Origin of the sequence: Chordicoccus furentiruminis, assembly GCF_019355395.1 — a bacterium.
Taxonomy (GTDB): Bacteria; Bacillota; Clostridia; order Lachnospirales; family Lachnospiraceae; genus Chordicoccus; species Chordicoccus furentiruminis.
Genome location: NZ_CP048829.1, coordinates 1,111,173 through 1,129,216 on the forward strand (window position 1 = coordinate 1,111,173; position 18,044 = coordinate 1,129,216).

Genomic DNA, 18,044 nt, shown 5'->3' on the forward strand with positions numbered 1-18,044 from the left:
CTGCTTCCTCCTTTCCAAACCGTCTGTCAGCGGGCCGCAACGGAGGCCCGCTCGATCAGAACGGGGTCAAACAGAACCCGCTCCCGGTTGTCTTTATACCGGATTTCCCCGCGGATCAGCATTTCCGCCGCCTTTCGGCCCATCTGTTCCGCCGGCTGCCTGATCGTGGTCAGCGGAACCTCGAGAAAAGAGTCCATGAAGATGTCGTCGTATCCGATCACGGAAATGTCTTCCGGAACATGGAGTCCCTGCTCCTTTATCCTCTTCATGGCCCCGATCGCCATCATATCGTTGAACGCGAAGACGGCATCCGGCCTGTCAGGCATGCGGAGAATCCGCTCCGCCGCGAGCACGCCGCTCTCGAACGTATACTTTCCGTCATACAGCAGCTCCGCCCGGAACGGGATTCCGTATTCGCCGAGCGCCCTTCTGTACCCTTCCAGCCGCTGCTGGGAGTCAATCAGATTCCCCGGACCGGTGATACACGCGATTCTGCGAAGGCCGCGCGACAGCAGATAGTGCGTCGCGAGATAGCCGCCCTTCACATGATCAACGCTCACGATGCCGCCCATATCCGTGTCAATATACCGGTCCGCCAGAAGATACGGAATATGTGCCTTCTTCAGAAAGGTAATGCATTCCTGCGCCATCTCCGCCGTGCTCTCCGCCGCCATACCGAAGACGACGCCGCTCGCGCCCGCGTCCGCCAGCATTCTGAGGTTGACCATATCCGTCTCGTGGCTGTCGTTCGAATTGCACAGGATCACATTCCAGTCATTTTTCTTGCATTCATCCTCCACGCCTCTCGCGAGGGAGGCGAAGAAATTATTCCGGATGTCGGAGATGGCCAGCCCGATCGTATTCGTTGAACCCTTCACCAGCCCCAGCGCCATCCGGTTGCGCCGGTAATGCATCCTTTCAGCCGTATCGAGAATAAGCTGCCGGTTTTCTTTCGAAACCCGGCAGTCCGCATTGTTCAGCACCTGTGATACGGTTGTCACTGACAGATGGGTGGCTTCCGCGATCTGCTTTAATGTCGTTCGCATAAGACACCAGTTTACTGTTTTTCCGTCAGATAATCCAGCATATTTTTAAACAGCCGGTTGTAATGCTTCCAGCCGCAGAACTCCTCCGGCGCCCAGTGCGGTGCGCAGTCGGTCGAGAAGATGCCGCTCCTCCCTGATCCGAAATCCTCAAACGCGATGAACGGATCGCCGCAGATGTCCGCCACCAGCTGCGCCCCGGCTCTCAGTTCGCTCTTGTTGTATCCGAGAACCGCCGGAAACTCCTCATCGATTCCGGCCACCGCCGGGTGATCCGCCTTCACGACGCGCGGAACCACTCCTTCGCAGTGCTCCATCCGGTCGTCGTACGGAAGCAGCTTCACCGGAAGCACCTCCTGAACCGGAGTCGCCCACCACTTTCCCTGTCCGCCGATCCCGTTGAACGTCATATACCCGCCGATCATCAGGATGGATCCGCCCTGCAGAACATAGTCCTTCAGCAGCTGGCAGCGGTTCGGGAACCGCCTGCTCTGCGCGAATGTGGCCGGCGGAATCAGGAGCGTATCCGCCCCGACGTCCGAAAGGATCACACATGCGTATTTTCGGAGTCCCTCCATGGTGAACGGGAACTGTTCGGCCGCGATATGATTCGGCATATAAGTCAGCTCATACCCGGCTGCTTCGATCGCTTTGTCGATCCAGCCGAGCCCCGTCTCATACCTTGATGAGAAGAAGCTGTTGAAACCCTTCACCTCCATCGTCGTCGCGGTCCATGACTCTCCGACAAGCAGCACCTTCTTTGCCATCGTCTTACTCCTTTCCGTGCGGTTGACCGCCCCATTCCAGAATCAGCTTCGCGTAAATCAGGATCGACTGCCAGTACGCTTCCAGCTCAAGCCACTCATTGACCGCGTGGCACTGCGCGAGATTGCCCGGTCCGAACTGAATCGTCGGGCACTTTGCGATATTTCTCCAGAGTCTCGAGTCGCAGCCGGAAGGCGATCCGACGATCTTCACGTCCTTTCCGCGAATTTCGCGGTAGGCCGACTGGAAAGTCCGGACGAACGGATCCTCCGGATCCATCTCAAAGCCGTTCCCCGTCTGATAGACCGAGATAACCGGCATATGCTTCTCCATCCAGGGATCCGCTTTTGCGGTCCGGTTCACTGTATCCGTAAACTCATCGATCACCTGCTGCATTGACATCAGCCCGGGCACAAAGTGGACGCAGGTCTGGAACATACAGTCCCCCGGCACCGTCGAGCCGGCCGTTCCGCCGCGGATTACGCCGATATTCAGGTTCGGCGCAGGAAGCAGCGGATGCTTATAGGTGAGCAGCCAGTCATGCTCCTTCTCGTTGAGGGCGCTGATCACCTTGATCGCCTTGTCGATCGCGCTGACCCCGTTCTTCTTCCCTCCGGAATGACAGGATTTGCCCTCGAACGTCACCTGAAAGAACACCCAGCCCATATGATCCAGCACCAGCTCGTCGCTCGTTCCCTCGCAGTTCACGACGCCGTCGGCCTTCAGCCCGCGCATCACCGCCTGCATGGAGCCGTTTCCGCCGCCCTCCTCGTCGCAGACCGACGTGATCGTGACGTCGCCGGGCAGTTCAAGGCCCGCGTCCTGAATCAGCTTCACCGCCAGCGCGGACGCCATCAGCCCGCCTTTCATATCGGCTGCGCCTCTCCCGAAAATCTTTCCGTCCCGGACGTCCGCCTGATACGGCGGCGTGGTCCACTCGCCCGGATCTCCCTCCGGCATGACATCGATATGGCTGTTGAACAGAAGGCTCTTCCCGCCTTTCTTCCCGCCAAACGTAGCGTAGACATTGTACCGGTCTGTCTGGTCATGCCCGAGATTGCCTTCATGATAGCGGTCAAAGCAATCCCTGATGACCGCCTCGTCCATCGGATCGCAGTCAATCCGGTTCGCGCCCATGGAGCGGAACAGCCCGACCATATAGTCCTGCCCCTTCTTCTCCAGTCCGCCGTCGATTCCATGTCCGAGATCATGCGTGTCAATGTTGATCAGCCCGATCAGACGGTCCAGATATTCTTTTTTATGTGCTTCCAGTGTCGTTTCCAGTATGCCCATGTCCGTCTCTCCTCAGTCATAATTCCGGATGCAGGACTCCACGATATCCCAGAACTTCTCCACGTCGATATCGGTTGCCACATGCATGTTCGGCTCAAGCTTCATGTATCCGAACAGATCGCAGTTCGTCCGCCCGTAGGACTCCGTGCTCCGGATGTCGACGGATCCGTGAACGTACCGGAGCGTCAGCACGTCCGGATCAATCAGATAGGCGATCGTCGTCGGATCATGCAGCGGACCGCCCTCCCATCCGAAGACTTCCTTCTGCGTCCTGCAGAAAAAGCGCATCAGATCCGCGAAGAGATGCGCGGCCTTGTTGCCGACTTTCTCCATCCGCTCCACGATGGCCGGATAGCAGAGGACCTTCCGCGTGATGTCCAGTCCGCACATCGTAAGCGGCACGCCACTGTTGAACACAACGTAGGCTGCGTCGCCGTCCGCGGCGATATTGAACTCCGCCGCCGGCGTGATGTTGCCGTTCGTGTACGCGCCTCCCATAAAGACGATCTGTCTGATCTTCGGAATGATCCTCGGCTCCATCCGCATCGCCATCGCCACGTTCGTCATCGGCCCGGTGATCACCAGCGTGATGTCCCCGTCCGACTCCATGAGCTTCCTGCAGAGAAATGCAACCGCGTGCTCCTTCTCAAGCGGCTTGACCAGCGGTTCGAACACCGGGCCGTCCAGACCGGATTTCCCGTGAATGTCGCCGGCCGTCAGCCGGTTTCGGATCATCGGTCCGGGGCATCCCGCGTAGACCGGAATATCCAGTCCGAGGTACTGGCAGACATTCCTTGCGTTTTCCTGTGTATGGTCCAGCGTCTGATTGCCGGACACGGTTGTGATCGCCAGAAGGTCAAGCGCCGGATGCTTCGCCGCCATCATGATCGCGACGGCGTCGTCATGTCCGGGATCACAGTCAAGTATAATCTTTGTCTTTTCCATTTTCTTTCCTCACTCAATCAAGTCAAACGAACCAGATCATTTTGTCACAGGCGCGCCTCTCTACCCTCTGCATACCCGGGAAGCTCCTCTCCCGCGCCCCCTTTTCCCGCACTGCGTGTGCGCGTCATTTTGCCGAATCCGCGCTGATCAGCGCGGACTGCTTCCGTCTGCTGATGCTGAGCTTCGTCGCCATCGAGATCGCAAGCACGATAATCGTGACGATATACGGCATCATCAGCACGAACTGGGAAGGCAGACCGTACGCCTGAAGACGCGCGCCGACCGAGTCCGCGAAGCCGAACAGCAGGCATCCGAGAGACGATTTGACCGGATTCGCGCCGCCGAAGAACATCGCCGCGACGCCCATGAATCCGCGGCTGCTGGTCATATTCTCAACGAACTGACTGCTGTATCCCAGGGAAAGATGCGCGCCCGCCAGTCCTCCGATCAGACCGGAGATCGCCATCGCCCGGTACTTGACCGCGTTCACGTTGATGGCCGCCGTCTTCGCCGCCTCCGCGAACTGTCCGACAGCCCGCAGTCTGAGGCCCCATACGGTCTTGTAGATGAAGAAATAGAGAATCGCGATCAGCGCGATCACAAACCATTCCAGAAGGTTCCAGTTATTGAACAGTTCGTTCAGTACCTCGACATGGTCGAAAACGGGGATATGCACCTTGGGAATCGGGACGATATCCGGGCTGGAAAACGAACCGTTCTGGCCGAACATTGCCTGAATCAGGAACTTGGTGATCGCGAGCGCGAACATGTTGATGCCCATGCCGATCCCGCAGATATCCGCACCGAACCTGATATGCCCGACGGCCATAATCATCGAAATCGCAAGTCCCGCCGCCATCGCGGCCAGAATCCCGAGGAACCAGCTTCCCGTGAAATAGCTGACGATGACCGCGAAATAAGCCCCGACCAGCATGATGCCTTCTGTTCCGATGTTCAGGATATCCGCCTGCTGCGTCACGGAAGCGCAGAGCGTCGCGTAGATGATCGGCGTCGCCGCGCGGAAGGTAGCGTAGATCAGCGAAAGATTGAAGACCTTACTGAGAATCTGAATCATGTTCCTGCCCTCCTTCTGCATGGCCGCTGACATTCCGGACCGCCTTCGCCGGCTTTTTCACTTTGATAAAGTCGAACAGGGTTTCCATGGTCGCGATGATGATGAAGATCGCCGTGATCGTATCAACCAGCCCCTTGGGAACGCCGGTTGCCTGCTGCATACCCATCGCGCCGGATTTCAGAATCGCGAGGAAGAACGCCATAAACGGCGTCGCAATCACGTTGCTCTTTACGATCAGAGCGGCCAGCATGCCGTTGTTGCCGAGGTTTGTCGCGAAGTTGTTCAGGAAGTAGCCGTACACGCCCAGCACCTCGATGGTGCCCGCGATGCCGCCGAGCATGCCGGACATCACCATCGCCTTCATGAAGATATGCCTGGAGTTGATGCCCGCATAGTCGGCGGCATGCGGATTGGTTCCGACCATCCGCAGCTTATACCCGAGATTGGTCCGGTACAGCATGAAAATATTCAGGATCACGAGCCCGATTGCGATGAAGAGTCCCGCATTCACGCTGGACGGAATCATGAACTGCGGCAGACGGACGGCAATGTTCGGGGACTGCGGATTCGCGGATCCGGCCGACATCGGCCCGCTGACAAGATACGAGGTGATATAGAGCGCGACCGAGTTCATCAGAATGGTCGTGCAGACTTCGCTGACGTTGTAGTACGCCTTCAGCCAGGCGGGAATCAGCGCCCAGAGTCCGGTCACGACCATCGCGCCCAGGAAGCACGCGAGCATCAGCAGCGGCGTCGGAAGAAACGTCCATTTCCAGCCGATATAGGCTGCGGTGATACCTCCGAGGAATACTTCGCCTTCCACTCCGACATTGAACGCACCGGCCTGCGCTGCGATCACGAAGGCCACCGACGTAAGAAGAAGAGGGGTAAGCGAGGCAAGCGTCGTACCGAGATTCATCTTCCCGACAAAAGCGCCCCGCAGCAGTGCGGCGTACGCCGCGATTGGATTCTGCCCGATCGCGATGATCAGAACCGCGCCGATCAGAAAGGTAAGCAGCATCGTGAGCAGGATTCTGACGATTCCTTTTGTGATTTTTCCCATTTAGTCCGCGCTCCTCTCCTGCGCCGCCTGACCGCCCATCATCAGCAGTCCCAGCGTACTCTCATTCGCTTCGGAAGCCGGCATCTCACCGGTGATCTTTCCTTCATGCATGACGATGATCCGGTCGGACAGCGCCATGATTTCCTCGAGCTCAGCCGAGATGAGGAGCACGCCGCATCCCTGCTGTTTCGCCTTCTCCAGCGTATTCCGGATGATCTCAATCGCGCCGACATCAACACCCCGGGTCGGCTGGGAGGCGATCAGAAGCTGCTTCTTCTGCGAAACCTCTCTCGCGACGACCACCTTCTGCGCGTTTCCGCCGGACAGCGAGGACGTCGGAAGATGCGGATCGTTCGGACGGATATCAAACTGACGGATCATCTCTTCCGCATATGCGTCCTGCGCCTTCCGGTTTGTCAGCCCGTTCCGGGTGAACGGCGCTTCATCGATCTGATCGGACACCAGATTCTCGCTGATCGACATCGCGCGGTCGAGCCCTGTCTTGTTCCGGTCCTCCGGAATGTGCGCAAGTCCCGCCTTTCTGGTCTTCGCGGGCCCCTTGTTTGTGACATCCTGCCCGCATACGAGGATCTTTCCCTTCTCGACTTTGCGCATCCCGGTGATGGCCTCCGCCAGCTCGCTCTGTCCGTTTCCATCGATCCCGGCGATCCCGACGATCTCGCCGGCCCGCACCTGAAACGAAATGCCCCGGATCTTGGAAGTCTCCTTCTGACTCGGGATCCACGCGTCCTGAACGTCCAGAATCGTCTCTCCGGCCTTCGAGGCGTTCTTCTCAATGTTCAGGAAGACCTCCCGCCCGATCATCCGCTTCGTGAGATCCAGCGGGGATGTCTCCGACTTGTTCACGGTGCCCATGTATTTCCCCTGCCGCATCACCGTGATCCGGTCTGAAATCTCCATCACCTCATCCAGCTTGTGGGAAATAAAGACGATCGACTTGCCCGCCGCCTTCAGGTTGTTCAGAATCTTGAAGAGATTCTCCGCCTCCTGAGGCGTGAGTACCGCGGTCGGCTCGTCAAGGATGATCGTGTCCGCGCCGCGCATCAGAATCTTGATAATCTCAACACGCTGGGCCTCGCCGACGGAAATCTGACTCACCCTGCGGTCAAGCGGAACTTCCATCTTATACTCATCGATATACTTCTGAACCGACTTTCTGGCCGTGTCGAAATCGATTCTGAGTCCCTTCTTCGGCTCAAACCCGAGAATGGTGTTCTCCAGCACCGAAAGTTCCCCGACCAGCATAAACTCCTGATGCACCATGCCGATCCCATGCTCGATCGCAGTCTTCGGCGTCAGGTTCGGTATTTCCTCCCCTTTCACCCGGATCACGCCGCTGTCAATCGGATACATGCCGTACAGCAGCTTCATCATTGTGGATTTACCCGCACCGTTTTCTCCGATCAGCGAGTGAATCTCGCCCTTTTTCAGGGTGAACTGCCCGTTGTTGACTGCCGTCACATGACCGAAGGTTTTCACGATGTCATGCATCTCTACGACATACTCACTCATGCATTTACCTCATAATGTAAATTTGGCCGCTGTGCCAGCACGGCAACACAGCGGCCATAATTCAGGGTCCACCTTGTGTCATTGATGAGTTATTCAGCTGCCGATTCCACCGCGGATTCCACGGTCGATTCCGCGGAGCCCGGTCCGAATCCTTCGTAGTTGTCCACAACGATCTTGCCGCTGATGATCTGATCACTCAGATCGTTCACCTTATCGACGATATCCTGCGGGAACTTGTCTCCCAGCGCTTCTTTCATAACGGAGAAATCCGTCAGGCTGACGCCGCCCTTCGCGAGGTCAAGGTACTGAGTCGTACCGCCCTTGAAGCTTCCGTCCACAACCGACTTGATGACCAGATAGCAGGCGTTGTCAACGCGCTTCACCATGGAAGTCAGAACGCTGCCCGGCTGATCGTTGTCCTGGTTCAGATCGACGCCGATCGCGTACTTGCCGGCCTCTTTCGCCGCCTCAAGAACACCCGCGCCGGTTCCGGACGCCACGTTCATGACGATGTCCGCGCCCTGATCATACTGCGCGAGCGTCAGCTCCTTGCCCTTCAGCGGGTTCTGCCACTCGCCGGCGAACGCCTGCAGGATCTGAATGTCCGGATCAATGTACTTCGCGCCCTGCTCATAGCCCGTGTAGAAATCGTGCAGAACCGGAATATCCATACCGCCGACCCAGCCGATGATGTGATCCTTGTTCACGCCCTCGATGTCCGTCTTCTGAGTGAACATCGCGGCTGCCGCGCCCGCGAGGAACGAGCCCTGGTTCTGCGCGAAGCTGATGGACTCGACATTCGGAAGGTCAACTGTGGTATCGATAACCGCAAACTTGGTGTCCGGATAGCTGGGACCGTACTCCGTGATGAAGTCCGCGATATTGGAAGATGCGCCGATGACCAGATCGTACCCGTCCTCACATGCGGACAGAAGATTTGCCTTCCATTCGTCAGCGGTTGAACCTTCCAGACTCTTCAGTTCAATTCCGAAATCCTTTACCGCTCTCTGCGCGCCTTCGTTGCAGGAATCGTTGTAACTCTTGTCGCCGAGATTGCCGGTGTAGACGATGCAGACACGGATCCCGGACCCGTCAATCTTGCTTTCCGCCGTCGAATCCGCCAGAACCGAACCGCTCATTCCAAATGTCATTGCCACCGCGAGTGATAATGCAAGAGCCTTCTTCATATTTTCCTCCTCTTACTCTGATTATGCGGTTATCAACAGATCCTTTCTTCCCTCTTACTGCCAAAAAGTAACTGAAAAGCAATTTGATAAAACGTTTTATCTCACTGGATTCAGATTATCGCCATTTTATCCTGTTGTCAATTCGTTTTGTAATTCTTTTTGCACATAATTGCTTAATGGTATTCATATAATCTGATGCCGGATGTCATTATGACCCCGTTAACAAAAAAAAGCCGTGCAGAAATATGGCGTTCTGCACAGCTCTTTTTCGCGATTGCGTCATTCCCTTATGCAAGATGAAAGCAGTTCGAATCCTCCGGCGCGGATTGCCGGTTCTCCTTTGTGTATTGATACAATGTATCGCACACCGTAATCGTATAATCCGTGAACAGCCGGCTCCGCCCCAGCGCCTGCCGGAGCCGGTGCTCATGATCATTTCTCCATGCGTCAAGCGCCTCTTTGTTTTTCCAGAAATTCATGCAGAGGTCCGTATCCGGATCCTCCGGACTCCGGTAATTGGCGCTTCCGAGGAACGCCCCATTGTCCTTCAGCCGTTCCGCCAGCTGACCGCCCTGTCTGTAAAACTCCGCCCTGCCCGCTTCATCCCGAAACGTCACCTTAAAGATCACCGTGATCATCGCTTATTCCCCGTATCTGTCCATGCTGTATCCTGTCATCGCATCCTCTTCAGTTTAGCACGTCACGAGCCGGTGACTGTTGCGCCGGCAACTTCGCCGGAAACGCATCGGGACATGTGCATAATCCAGCGTTTCGAATGGTAATGACCGAAGAAGCCGGCGTTCTGCTGCAGATTCCGTTTTCAGCCGCAGCCGGCTCTGTCATCCCATCACCGGCCGAGATGCCTTCTCAGCGTCGCACGGACCGCACCCAGCCCGCTGATCTCCTCGCGGACAAGCTCCTCGATTCGGTCTCCGATGCCGGCCTCGTACAGGTTCATGCCGAAGATATGCGGGTTGGACAGGATCGGACGCAGCTGATCCTTCAATGTATCCGGCTGCCCGAGCGTCACGGCGGCCAGTCGGTCCGTCAGTTCCCCGTTCATCGGATCAGGGGACAGCTCAAACGGCTTCCCGTTGTCATCGACCGCGAGCAGATAGCGGAGCCAGCCGGCGATCGCGAGCGGAATGCCGCGAAGCCGTCTTGCATCGCCGTACTTTTCGACAAAGGCGCGGATCGTGACCCCGAACCGGATCGCCACCATCTGGGAGGTGTCCACCGCGATCCGCTGCGGCGTATCCGGAATATACGGGTTCGGAAAACGCTCGTTCAGACACTCGTCGAGAAACTTCTCCGGCGACAGAATCCCCGGATCCACCACGACTTCCATGCCTTCCGCCGGTCCCACCAGATCGGCCAGTTTCCTCAGATCAGGGTCCGTAATCGTTTCCGCGAAGCTGGGAATCCCCAGCAGACAGCCGTACGGAGCCAGCGCCGTATGAATCGGATTCAGACAGACGGTAACCTTCATGCGCTCGCAGGCGTTCACCGTCGCGCGGTCCGTCAGATACACACCGGCCTTCTCCAGCGGAGGCCGCCCGTTCGGAAAACGATCCTCCACCACCAGATACTGCGGCGCTTCGGCGTTGACGAAAGGCGCGATATAGGTTTTTCTGTCCGTGATCACGATGTTCATATCCTCCACGCCGTCACGGGTCAGCGCTTCCGCCACAGCCCCGCTCGGACGCGGCGTGATCTTGTCGATCATGCTCCATGGAAATGCAGCCGCCGACTCGTCACGCAGATACTGAAGATACTCCTCTTCCACGAATCCGCGGTGCCGCCACTCCTCCGCAACAGTCAGAACGGCTTCCCGCAGCTTCTCTCCGTTCCGGGAGACATTGTCCGTGGAGACAAGCGCGATCGGCAACGCCCCCGCCTGAAAGCGCCGGTACAGCAGAGCGGCCGTCAGCGCCATCGCGCTGTTCAGCCTGCCATCCGGACCGGCCTCAAGATCCGCCCGGACAGCGGAAGTGAAGCGGCCGTCAGATCCGGACAGCGCATATCCTTTCTCCGTGATGGTATAGGTCACAAGCTGAAGCGCCGGGTTCGCGAAAATCTCCTGAAGACGCGCCCGGACCGTCCGGTCGTCAGGGCGTGCCGCCAGCGCCTCCGCCAGCGGGCCGATCACCCTTTTCTCAGTGGAACCGTCTTTTCTGAGCGTGACGCAGAGCGCCAGATTGTCATACGGGCGGTAGATCCGGTCGACCACATCGAAATCAAACGTCTCCACACAGGTGATCCCCCGGTCGAGATCGCCGGAAGCGATCAGATCATCGGCGATCACACCATGAAACATACGGAAAATATTCCCGATTCCGAAGTGCACCCAGCGGGGCGACTTCTTCGTCCGTTCCCTCACCGCCTTCACATCATAGGAAGGGATCCGGATCCCTGCCCGTTCCCATTCCTCCCGGTCTCCCAGTCCCTCCAGTGTCAGACGCATCCCTTTCTCCTTTCTCATTGTTTATTCTGTTTATGTTTCTGCATTTGCCGCGGCGCGGTCCGGTCCTGCCTCATGCTGCATGGAACGCCTTCTTCTCCGTCCCGTACCAGTCTCAGTTTCTCCCGTCCGGCTCTCTTCCCGCGCTGCCGGAAGCCTTCGCCCTCGTTTCTCTATCCTGATCATGGAGCACAGTCCGCCGGTCTGTCAAGCTCCGGTTCCGGACAGCACAAAACCCCGTCCGCGCACGCCAATGGTGTGCGGACGGGGCGCTTCTGTTACGCGTATACAAGAGATCTTCCGCGATGTTCGATCTTTGTGCTTTTGTTCCGTGGGTGCCGTTCACCCGATCCGGGTAATGTAACGGTCCAGCATGATGTAGTGGCACAGCGTGCCGATCATGATGAAAACATGGAAGATTTCGTGCGATCCGAAATAGATATGTCTCGCGTCAAAGGCCTTCGGGTGCATGGCATAGATCGCCGCCCCCACCGAGTAGGCGATGCCGCCGGCCAGCAGCCAGGCAAAGGCACCTGACGGCATCCCGGCGAGCAGAGGCTTCATGGCAAAGACGCAGAGCCATCCCATCCCGAGATACAGCACGGAGGAGACCCACTTCGGACAGGTGATCCAGAAAAGCTTCAGGATCACGCCCGCCAGAGCCAGCGTCCAGACTGCAGCCAGCAGCGCATAGCCTGACCGCCCGCGAAGTACGGTGAGACACAGCGGCGTATAGGATCCCGCGATCATGACCGATATGGAGGAATGGTCGATCTTGCGGAGGATTGTCGTCGTCCGGCGTCCGCTCACCACAGTGTGATACGTCGTGCTGGCCGCGTACAGAAGGCCCGCTGTCAGAAGAAAGACGCAGACGCCTGCTGCCGTCCAGGCGGATCCGTACCGCCGTGCGTGAAGCATCAAGGGTCCGGCACCGACCGCCACCAGGATCAATGCGGCGAAATGCGTCAGCGCGGAGCCGGGTTCCCGGATCTCCAGTGAGACGGTTGCGGGAAGCCTTCCGAATCTCGTGCTTTCTTCCCTTCTTCTTTCTGCCATCGTACTGCCTGTCATCTGAACCACCTCCGTCCGTTTCTCAGCGCAACCATCGATTTCTACAATTTATATGATGTGGTTTTCATTACTACATCACGGATTGATCTTACCACGTTGTGCGGATTGTGTCAATCTCATCGACCCTTGACTTCTCACGGGACCGCCTTGTGCTGGACGGGAATTCTGCTGCCTCGGCTCTGCCTTGCATTGAGCCGCTCCCGTTTGCCTGCCCCATGCTCTTTTTTGACACGAAGCGTCTTCCCTCGCCTTTATTCTCTGATGACCCATCTGCCGGAAACAGCCGCCCGCCGTTTCCCTGTCTTCCAAACGTTTCCCGAAGCGCACCTGTTTTTCAATTCTCCTGAACGTCAGGCGCGGCGGCTGCATTTTACGGAAGCATTACATGAGATTTACGCAAGTCCGATAGAACCGGTGCCCGGCGAATGGTACGCTGTCTGCTGACGGAAAGATCCGTACGATTTTTTACAGATGAAGGAGAAGACAATGAGAAGAAAAAAACCGTTTGCCGCTCTGTCACTGATCCTCGGCTGCACGCTCGCACTTGCCGCGCCGGCAGGTGCTGCCGCGTCTGACGTGGATTCGTCAGCTGTTTCAGCAGAGGCAGCCGCTTCCAACGACAGCGAAAACCCGCTGAACGGCAAGACGCCTGATGAAATTACGGAAGCCGCAAAAAAAGAAGGCGACATCGAGTCAGTCGGTATGCCGGATGAATGGGCGAACTGGGGCAATGCCTGGAAGGCCATCAAGGACAAGTACGGCATCAATCACACGGACGCCGATATGTCCTCCGCCGAGGAGCTGCAGATGTTCCAGACAGAGGGTGAGAACGGGACGAAGGACATCGGCGATGTCGGCCAGGCTTTTGGTCAGCAGGCGATCGACCAGGATCTGGCGCAGGGTTACAAGACCTCTTACTGGGACAGTGTGCCGGACTGGGCGAAGGGCGAAGACGGCAAGTGGATGATGGCCTACACCGGCGCCACCGCCTTCCTGACCAATACGGATCAGGTGAAGGAAGCGCCCAAGTCCTGGGCTGATGTCGAGAAGGGTGACTACAAGGTCGCGATCGGCGATATCAACGGCGGCACCGCCCAGGCGGCGGTCATCGCTTCGGCCTATGCCTTCGGCGGTGATCTGAACAATCCGGATCCGGCCTTCGATTTCTGGACGAAGATGGCAGAGGCGGGCCGCATCAATTCCGTCGATATCACGCAGCAGAACTTCGAGACCGGTGAGGTTCCGATGGGCGTTATCTGGTCCTTCAACGCCGTCACATACAAGAACAACATCACGAAATACAAGATGGAAGCGGACATCCCGACCGACGGTTCGATTCTGAGCGGCTACGCTTCCGTTATCAACAAGTACGCGCCGCACCCGAACGCGGCCGCGCTTGCGAGAGAGTATTTCTTCAGCGATGAGGGCCAGGCCAATCTGGCTGCGGCCGGCGGCGTCCCCACCCGTACGGATGTGGAGATTCCGGAGGAGGTACAGGAGAAGTCCTTCAAGACCTCTGCTTTCGCGAACGCCGTCCCGATGAAGGATACGGAAGCCTACACAAAGGCCTGCGAAACGGTGGTCTCCAGATGGAACGAGGAGATCGTTCCGCTGCTGGTTCAGTAAAAAACAGGTCCGGACTGAAACGGGATGACGAAGCTGCCGCACGGCTGTGCGGCAGTTTCTGCTTCCATACCTTCTGCTTCCATCCAGAGAGGAGTCTCCTATGAAGAAAAAACGATGGATCTGTCTGACCGCCCTGCTTCCCTTTCTGCTGCTGGCGGCCATGTATGAGATCCTGCCTCTGGCGATGGTGATTGTGAACAGTTTCCGCTCCGACAGCACCGGCGCGCTGACCTTTCAGAATTACCAGACCGTTTTCTCGAAGCTGCTGTACACGAAGGCGATTGAGAACAGCATCCGGATCTCGCTTCAGTCGGCGCTGATCGGAATCGTCATCGCCTTTCTCGGCCCCAGGCCGCGCACCGCGCGAAGGGACGGGTCGAAACAGTCTTTATGACTGTGCTGAATATGGTCTCCAACTTCGCGGGGATTCCGCTTGCATTTGCCTACATGATTCTTTTAGGAAATGCAGGTGTCATGGTCCAGTTTGGCCGGGAATTCGGCATCCGGGCGCTGGCCGACTTCAACTTGTATTCGACCCGCGGGATGAGCCTGATCTACGTCTACTTCCAGATCCCGCTCGCCACGCTCCTTCTGATGCCCGTCTTCGAGGGGATCCGCAAGGAATGGCAGGAAGCCGCGCATCTGCTGGGCGTCGGGAGCGGCCGTTTCTGGTTCTCCATCGGCATCCCGGTCCTGATGCCGGGGATCTTAAGCACATTCAGCGTGCTGTTCGCGAATGCCCTGGCTGCCTACGCGACCGCCTATGCACTGATGATGAATTCGCTCTCGCTGCTGCCGATCCAGATCGCCGGATGCTTCGTCGGTGAAGTGAAGATTCAAAAAGGGCTCGGCGGCTCGCTGTCTGTCGTCATGATGATCATCATGGTCGTCATGATCGGTGTCACCAACGGCCTCAGCCGTCCGTTCCGGAAAGGAGAAAGAAGTCATGCGGCGTCATAACGCGCTTTCCGTCATCCTGATCATCCTCGTGACGATCTACCTCCTGATTCCTCTGCTGGCCTGCGTGATCTATTCGCTCTTCTCAAAGTGGACCGGCGTCGTACCGAAGGGCTTCACGCTCTCCGCCTATCAGGAACTGTTCTCCAATACGGCTTTCTGGTCCGCGCTGGGCCAGACCATGCTGCTCTGCATCGCGCCGATCGCGATCACCGTCACAGTCGTCCTGCTGGCAATGTATGTGGTGGTCGTCTATGCACCCCGGCTGGAGAAATACGTGCAGATCATCTGCATGATCCCCTATACGATTCAGGGCGTCATCCTCTCGGTCAGTATTCTTTCGCTCTACGTCGGCAGCAAGTCGGTCCTGAGCAGCCGTCTGGTGATGCTGGTCGGTGCCTACTGCATTATCATCCTGCCTTACATCTATCAGGGCATCCGCAACAGCATGCGTTCCATCAATATGAAAACGCTGCTGGAGGCGGCTGAGATGCTGGGCTCGTCGCGGATCGCCGCGTTCTTCCGTGTCGTCGTGCCGAACCTGATGAGCGGCATCATCGTGTCGGCGCTTCTCGCGGTCGGCATCATCTTCGGCGACTACGTCCTGATCCGGAACCTGTCCGGTTCAACTGTAACGAACGTTCAGATCTTCATGTACCAGGCGATGAAGTCCGACAGCATGAAGTCGAGCGCGGTCTTCGTCATGATCATGCTGGTCACGTTCCTGATCGCCTCCTTCGTGCTGATCGGGCGGAATCATGCGTCCCGACACGCGGCACAGGCCGGCAGCCGGAAGAAAGGATAAACCATGGCATACATTGAGTTTCAGAATCTCTGCAAATCCTACGGATCCAAACAGGTGCTCGACGATATCAATCTTACGATCGAGAAAGGGGAGCTGGTCACACTCCTCGGTCCTTCCGGCTGCGGCAAGAGCACGCTGCTCCGGTGCCTTGCCGGCCTCGAGGAGGTCACGAAAGGACGCATCCTGCTCGACGGCACGGACATCACCGGCATTGAGCCGCGGAAGCGCGATATCGGCATGGTCTTCCAGCAGTACAGCCTCTTCCCGAACATGAACGTGACCCAGAACGTCGCGTTCGGCCTTAAGATCAAGAAGATGGATAAAGCCCTGATCCGTGAGAAAACGGCCGACATCCTGAAGATTGTCGGGCTCGACGAGCAGGCCGGGATGTATCCGGCCCAGCTCTCCGGCGGGCAGCAGCAGCGAGCCGCGCTCGCCCGCGCGCTGGTCACAGAGCCGAAGGTGCTTCTGCTCGACGAGCCGCTGTCCGCGATCGACGCGCTGCTCCGCCACAGCCTTCAGATCGAGATCCGACGGATCCAGAAAGAGGTCGGCATCACCGCCGTCTTCGTCACGCACGACCAGGACGAAGCGATGGTGATGTCGGATACGATCCACCTGCTCCACAGCGGTCACATCGAGCAGTCCGCGCACCCGATCGACATGTACACGAAACCCGTGACGCGCTTTGCAGCGACCTTCATCGGCCACTACAACCTTCTGAGCGCCGCCCAGCTGAAGACCGCCTGCGGCGGAACAGCTTTCGCCGAAATGACGGCCTTCCGGCCTGAGATCATCGACATGCATCCGGCAGGCGGCGCGGAGCCGGAGAATCCCGACGCCTACCTGATGCGGGGACGGATCGCGGCAAGCCTTCCCCACGGCAACATCATCCGCTACGCGGTTCTCTGCGGCGGTGTTCAGATTGACGTGGATACGCTGTTCGGCGACGAAAGTCTCTTCCATGAGGGCGACGAGGTGACGCTTTCCATCCCGAAGAGCAAATGCATCGCGCTCTGACGGAGCTGTTCCGGCGCCGGGGGCGGTTCTTCCCTCCGCCGCCCGGGCGCCTCGATCCGGAAACGCCTCCTTCTCTCTCCCTTGCCAGGAGCGTAAATCCGAAAGGCGCGCAGGTACGGCTGCTTTCAGCAGCAGGCCGTTCCTGCGCGCCTTTTATCATGATTCGCATTCTGCCCGGGCGGCTTTTGCGCGGATCTTCCGTCAGTTGCTGATCTCGATCATGTCCGCCTGAACCCACGGGATCGTAACGCTGGCACCCAGCACGGTCTCATAGGTGTACTCGCCCAGATCGACGCCGTAGACCGTCACCTGGTCATTCTCCAGCAGGTTGTAGTCGATGATGTCCGGATCAAAGGTGACGAACAGCACCGAATCGTAATCCGAATTAACGGCCAGCCGGATGTAGGAGGGATCTCCGTTATCCGCCTGAAGCACCTCGCCGGAGAATTTTACCTTCTGATTCAGATAGGCGTCCGGGTTCCGGGCCAGCTGCTGATAGCTGTAATCCGTGCTGTACTGCCCCTTCTGCGCCTCCTGCTTCGCCTGCGCTGCCACCTGATCCGCGATCCCCAGCGACTGAAGCAGCTGGTCTGTGATCGCGCCGTTGACCGTCAGTCCCTTCGCCGTCTCATAGGCGCTGATCTGCTCCGCTGTCTTCGCCCCCGGAACGCCGTCCGGATTGCCGCAGTTGTAGCCGGCCGCGTTCAGCGCCTGCTGCACCAGCCGGACCGTCGCCGCATCCGAATATGTGACGGTTGTATCCGCGCCGGCCACGTTGTCCGGAAGCTCCGGCTTCGACTCCGCGCTTTCGGCCTGTCCGTTCTTCAGCTCTTCCACTTCCTTTGTCAGTTCGTCGACCTTTGCCTTCAGCTCGTCCCGCTCCTTCGTCACCTTAGCCAGCTGATCCTCCAGCTTCCCGCTGTCTGTGCCCGCCGTCTGCGGCGCCGATGACGTGACGGCCGCCCCCACGGCCGTCCCCGGAATTGCAAGGCAGATTGCCGTGATCCATGCGGCCGCCATCCTGATTCCCCTCGATTTCTTCATACGTCTCTCCTTTCTCCGGCTCCCTGAGCCGTCTGTCCTTCCGCCGCCTGCCAGCGGCCGACGCCTCCGCGTCTCACTCTGCGCCTCTTCAGGCTCCGGCGCACCCGCAGATGTCTCTGCGTCAGTGGTCCTGACTGTTTCGCCGGCGGACTCTGA

At 58.1% G+C, this 18,044-nt stretch carries 18 protein-coding genes; 6 read left to right on the forward strand and 12 right to left on the reverse strand.

Going from position 1 to position 18,044, the window contains the following annotated elements:
• Positions 1 to 26: 26 nt before the first annotated feature.
• From G4C92_RS05265 to trhA, 11 genes are all read right to left on the reverse strand, one after another.
• Positions 27 to 1,046, reverse strand: a complete 1,020-nt coding sequence (locus G4C92_RS05265) for a LacI family DNA-binding transcriptional regulator (RefSeq protein ID WP_274941538.1) — start codon at positions 1,044 to 1,046, stop codon at positions 27 to 29.
• An 11-nt stretch (positions 1,047 to 1,057) separates the two neighbouring features.
• A complete protein-coding gene (locus G4C92_RS05270) occupies positions 1,058 to 1,810 on the reverse strand; it encodes a glutamine amidotransferase (protein ID WP_274941539.1) in 753 nt (250 codons plus the stop codon).
• Positions 1,811 to 1,814: 4 nt separating this feature from the next.
• Complete coding sequence (locus tag G4C92_RS05275) at positions 1,815 to 3,101, reverse strand: M20 family metallopeptidase (RefSeq protein WP_274941540.1); 1,287 nt, start codon at positions 3,099 to 3,101, stop codon at positions 1,815 to 1,817.
• A gap of 12 nt (positions 3,102 to 3,113) precedes the next feature.
• Positions 3,114 to 4,046 (reverse strand): nucleoside hydrolase, encoded by a 933-nt coding sequence (locus G4C92_RS05280; protein WP_274941541.1) that lies wholly within the window; start codon positions 4,044 to 4,046, stop codon positions 3,114 to 3,116.
• Between the two features lie 124 nt (positions 4,047 to 4,170).
• A complete protein-coding gene (locus G4C92_RS05285) occupies positions 4,171 to 5,121 on the reverse strand; it encodes an ABC transporter permease (RefSeq protein ID WP_274941542.1) in 951 nt (316 codons plus the stop codon).
• Positions 5,102 to 6,184 carry an ABC transporter permease gene (locus tag G4C92_RS05290; protein ID WP_274941543.1) on the reverse strand — a complete coding sequence of 361 codons (1,083 nt, stop codon included), beginning with the start codon at positions 6,182 to 6,184 and terminating at the stop codon, positions 5,102 to 5,104. The genes G4C92_RS05285 and G4C92_RS05290 overlap by 20 nt, the downstream gene beginning before the upstream one ends.
• The gene (locus G4C92_RS05295; RefSeq protein ID WP_274941544.1) at positions 6,185 to 7,717 is read right to left on the reverse strand and encodes an ABC transporter ATP-binding protein; all 1,533 of its coding nucleotides are present in this window, start codon (positions 7,715 to 7,717) and stop codon (positions 6,185 to 6,187) included.
• 89 nt (positions 7,718 to 7,806) lie between these two features.
• Entirely contained in the window at positions 7,807 to 8,904 is a 1,098-nt protein-coding gene (locus G4C92_RS05300) for a BMP family lipoprotein (protein ID WP_274941545.1), read from the reverse strand.
• Between the two features lie 287 nt (positions 8,905 to 9,191).
• Positions 9,192 to 9,542 (reverse strand): antibiotic biosynthesis monooxygenase family protein, encoded by a 351-nt coding sequence (locus G4C92_RS05305; RefSeq protein ID WP_274941546.1) that lies wholly within the window; start codon positions 9,540 to 9,542, stop codon positions 9,192 to 9,194.
• A gap of 209 nt (positions 9,543 to 9,751) precedes the next feature.
• Entirely contained in the window at positions 9,752 to 11,368 is a 1,617-nt protein-coding gene (locus G4C92_RS05310; protein ID WP_274941960.1) for a mannitol dehydrogenase family protein, read from the reverse strand.
• A 339-nt stretch (positions 11,369 to 11,707) separates the two neighbouring features.
• A complete protein-coding gene (gene trhA, locus G4C92_RS05315) occupies positions 11,708 to 12,421 on the reverse strand; it encodes a PAQR family membrane homeostasis protein TrhA (protein WP_274941547.1) in 714 nt (237 codons plus the stop codon).
• A 276-nt stretch (positions 12,422 to 12,697) separates the two neighbouring features.
• On the opposite strand from trhA, the gene G4C92_RS05320 reads away from it, so the two are divergent.
• From G4C92_RS05320 to G4C92_RS05340, 6 genes are all read left to right on the forward strand, one after another.
• Positions 12,698 to 12,880 carry a hypothetical protein gene (locus tag G4C92_RS05320; RefSeq protein ID WP_274941548.1) on the forward strand — a complete coding sequence of 61 codons (183 nt, stop codon included), beginning with the start codon at positions 12,698 to 12,700 and terminating at the stop codon, positions 12,878 to 12,880.
• A 42-nt stretch (positions 12,881 to 12,922) separates the two neighbouring features.
• Positions 12,923 to 14,062 carry an ABC transporter substrate-binding protein gene (locus G4C92_RS05325; protein WP_274941549.1) on the forward strand — a complete coding sequence of 380 codons (1,140 nt, stop codon included), beginning with the start codon at positions 12,923 to 12,925 and terminating at the stop codon, positions 14,060 to 14,062.
• Positions 14,063 to 14,162: 100 nt separating this feature from the next.
• The gene (locus G4C92_RS14905; protein WP_330654803.1) at positions 14,163 to 14,456 is read left to right on the forward strand and encodes a hypothetical protein; all 294 of its coding nucleotides are present in this window, start codon (positions 14,163 to 14,165) and stop codon (positions 14,454 to 14,456) included.
• The gene (locus tag G4C92_RS05330; RefSeq protein WP_330654804.1) at positions 14,453 to 15,022 is read left to right on the forward strand and encodes a hypothetical protein; all 570 of its coding nucleotides are present in this window, start codon (positions 14,453 to 14,455) and stop codon (positions 15,020 to 15,022) included. The genes G4C92_RS14905 and G4C92_RS05330 overlap by 4 nt, the downstream gene beginning before the upstream one ends.
• Positions 15,009 to 15,824, forward strand: a complete 816-nt coding sequence (locus G4C92_RS05335; RefSeq protein WP_274941550.1) for an ABC transporter permease — start codon at positions 15,009 to 15,011, stop codon at positions 15,822 to 15,824. Before G4C92_RS05330 ends, G4C92_RS05335 begins: the two co-directional genes overlap by 14 nt.
• Positions 15,825 to 15,827: 3 nt before the next feature.
• The gene (locus tag G4C92_RS05340; RefSeq protein ID WP_274941551.1) at positions 15,828 to 16,844 is read left to right on the forward strand and encodes an ABC transporter ATP-binding protein; all 1,017 of its coding nucleotides are present in this window, start codon (positions 15,828 to 15,830) and stop codon (positions 16,842 to 16,844) included.
• A 201-nt stretch (positions 16,845 to 17,045) separates the two neighbouring features.
• Here G4C92_RS05340 and G4C92_RS05345 read toward each other — a convergent pair whose 3' ends face one another.
• Positions 17,046 to 17,888, reverse strand: coding sequence for a peptidoglycan-binding protein (locus tag G4C92_RS05345; RefSeq protein WP_274941552.1), 843 nt, complete (start codon positions 17,886 to 17,888; stop codon positions 17,046 to 17,048).
• Positions 17,889 to 18,044: the final 156 nt, after the last annotated feature.

What these genes read in the sequence shown, in the direction of transcription:
- G4C92_RS05265 (WP_274941538.1), bottom strand. Translation starts at nt 1,046, where the DNA reads ATGCGAACGACATTAAAGCAGATCGCGGAAGCCACCCATCTGTCAGTG.
- G4C92_RS05270 (WP_274941539.1), bottom strand. Translation starts at nt 1,810, where the DNA reads ATGGCAAAGAAGGTGCTGCTTGTCGGAGAGTCATGGACCGCGACGACG.
- G4C92_RS05275 (WP_274941540.1), bottom strand. Translation starts at nt 3,101, where the DNA reads ATGGGCATACTGGAAACGACACTGGAAGCACATAAAAAAGAATATCTG.
- G4C92_RS05280 (WP_274941541.1), bottom strand. Translation starts at nt 4,046, where the DNA reads ATGGAAAAGACAAAGATTATACTTGACTGTGATCCCGGACATGACGAC.
- G4C92_RS05285 (WP_274941542.1), bottom strand. Translation starts at nt 5,121, where the DNA reads ATGATTCAGATTCTCAGTAAGGTCTTCAATCTTTCGCTGATCTACGCT.
- G4C92_RS05290 (WP_274941543.1), bottom strand. Translation starts at nt 6,184, where the DNA reads ATGGGAAAAATCACAAAAGGAATCGTCAGAATCCTGCTCACGATGCTG.
- G4C92_RS05295 (WP_274941544.1), bottom strand. Translation starts at nt 7,717, where the DNA reads ATGAGTGAGTATGTCGTAGAGATGCATGACATCGTGAAAACCTTCGGT.
- G4C92_RS05300 (WP_274941545.1), bottom strand. Translation starts at nt 8,904, where the DNA reads ATGAAGAAGGCTCTTGCATTATCACTCGCGGTGGCAATGACATTTGGA.
- G4C92_RS05305 (WP_274941546.1), bottom strand. Translation starts at nt 9,542, where the DNA reads ATGATCACGGTGATCTTTAAGGTGACGTTTCGGGATGAAGCGGGCAGG.
- G4C92_RS05310 (WP_274941960.1), bottom strand. Translation starts at nt 11,368, where the DNA reads ATGCGTCTGACACTGGAGGGACTGGGAGACCGGGAGGAATGGGAACGG.
- trhA (WP_274941547.1), bottom strand. Translation starts at nt 12,421, where the DNA reads ATGGCAGAAAGAAGAAGGGAAGAAAGCACGAGATTCGGAAGGCTTCCC.
- G4C92_RS05320 (WP_274941548.1), top strand. Translation starts at nt 12,698, where the DNA reads ATGACCCATCTGCCGGAAACAGCCGCCCGCCGTTTCCCTGTCTTCCAA.
- G4C92_RS05325 (WP_274941549.1), top strand. Translation starts at nt 12,923, where the DNA reads ATGAGAAGAAAAAAACCGTTTGCCGCTCTGTCACTGATCCTCGGCTGC.
- G4C92_RS14905 (WP_330654803.1), top strand. Translation starts at nt 14,163, where the DNA reads ATGAAGAAAAAACGATGGATCTGTCTGACCGCCCTGCTTCCCTTTCTG.
- G4C92_RS05330 (WP_330654804.1), top strand. Translation starts at nt 14,453, where the DNA reads ATGACTGTGCTGAATATGGTCTCCAACTTCGCGGGGATTCCGCTTGCA.
- G4C92_RS05335 (WP_274941550.1), top strand. Translation starts at nt 15,009, where the DNA reads ATGCGGCGTCATAACGCGCTTTCCGTCATCCTGATCATCCTCGTGACG.
- G4C92_RS05340 (WP_274941551.1), top strand. Translation starts at nt 15,828, where the DNA reads ATGGCATACATTGAGTTTCAGAATCTCTGCAAATCCTACGGATCCAAA.
- G4C92_RS05345 (WP_274941552.1), bottom strand. Translation starts at nt 17,888, where the DNA reads ATGAAGAAATCGAGGGGAATCAGGATGGCGGCCGCATGGATCACGGCA.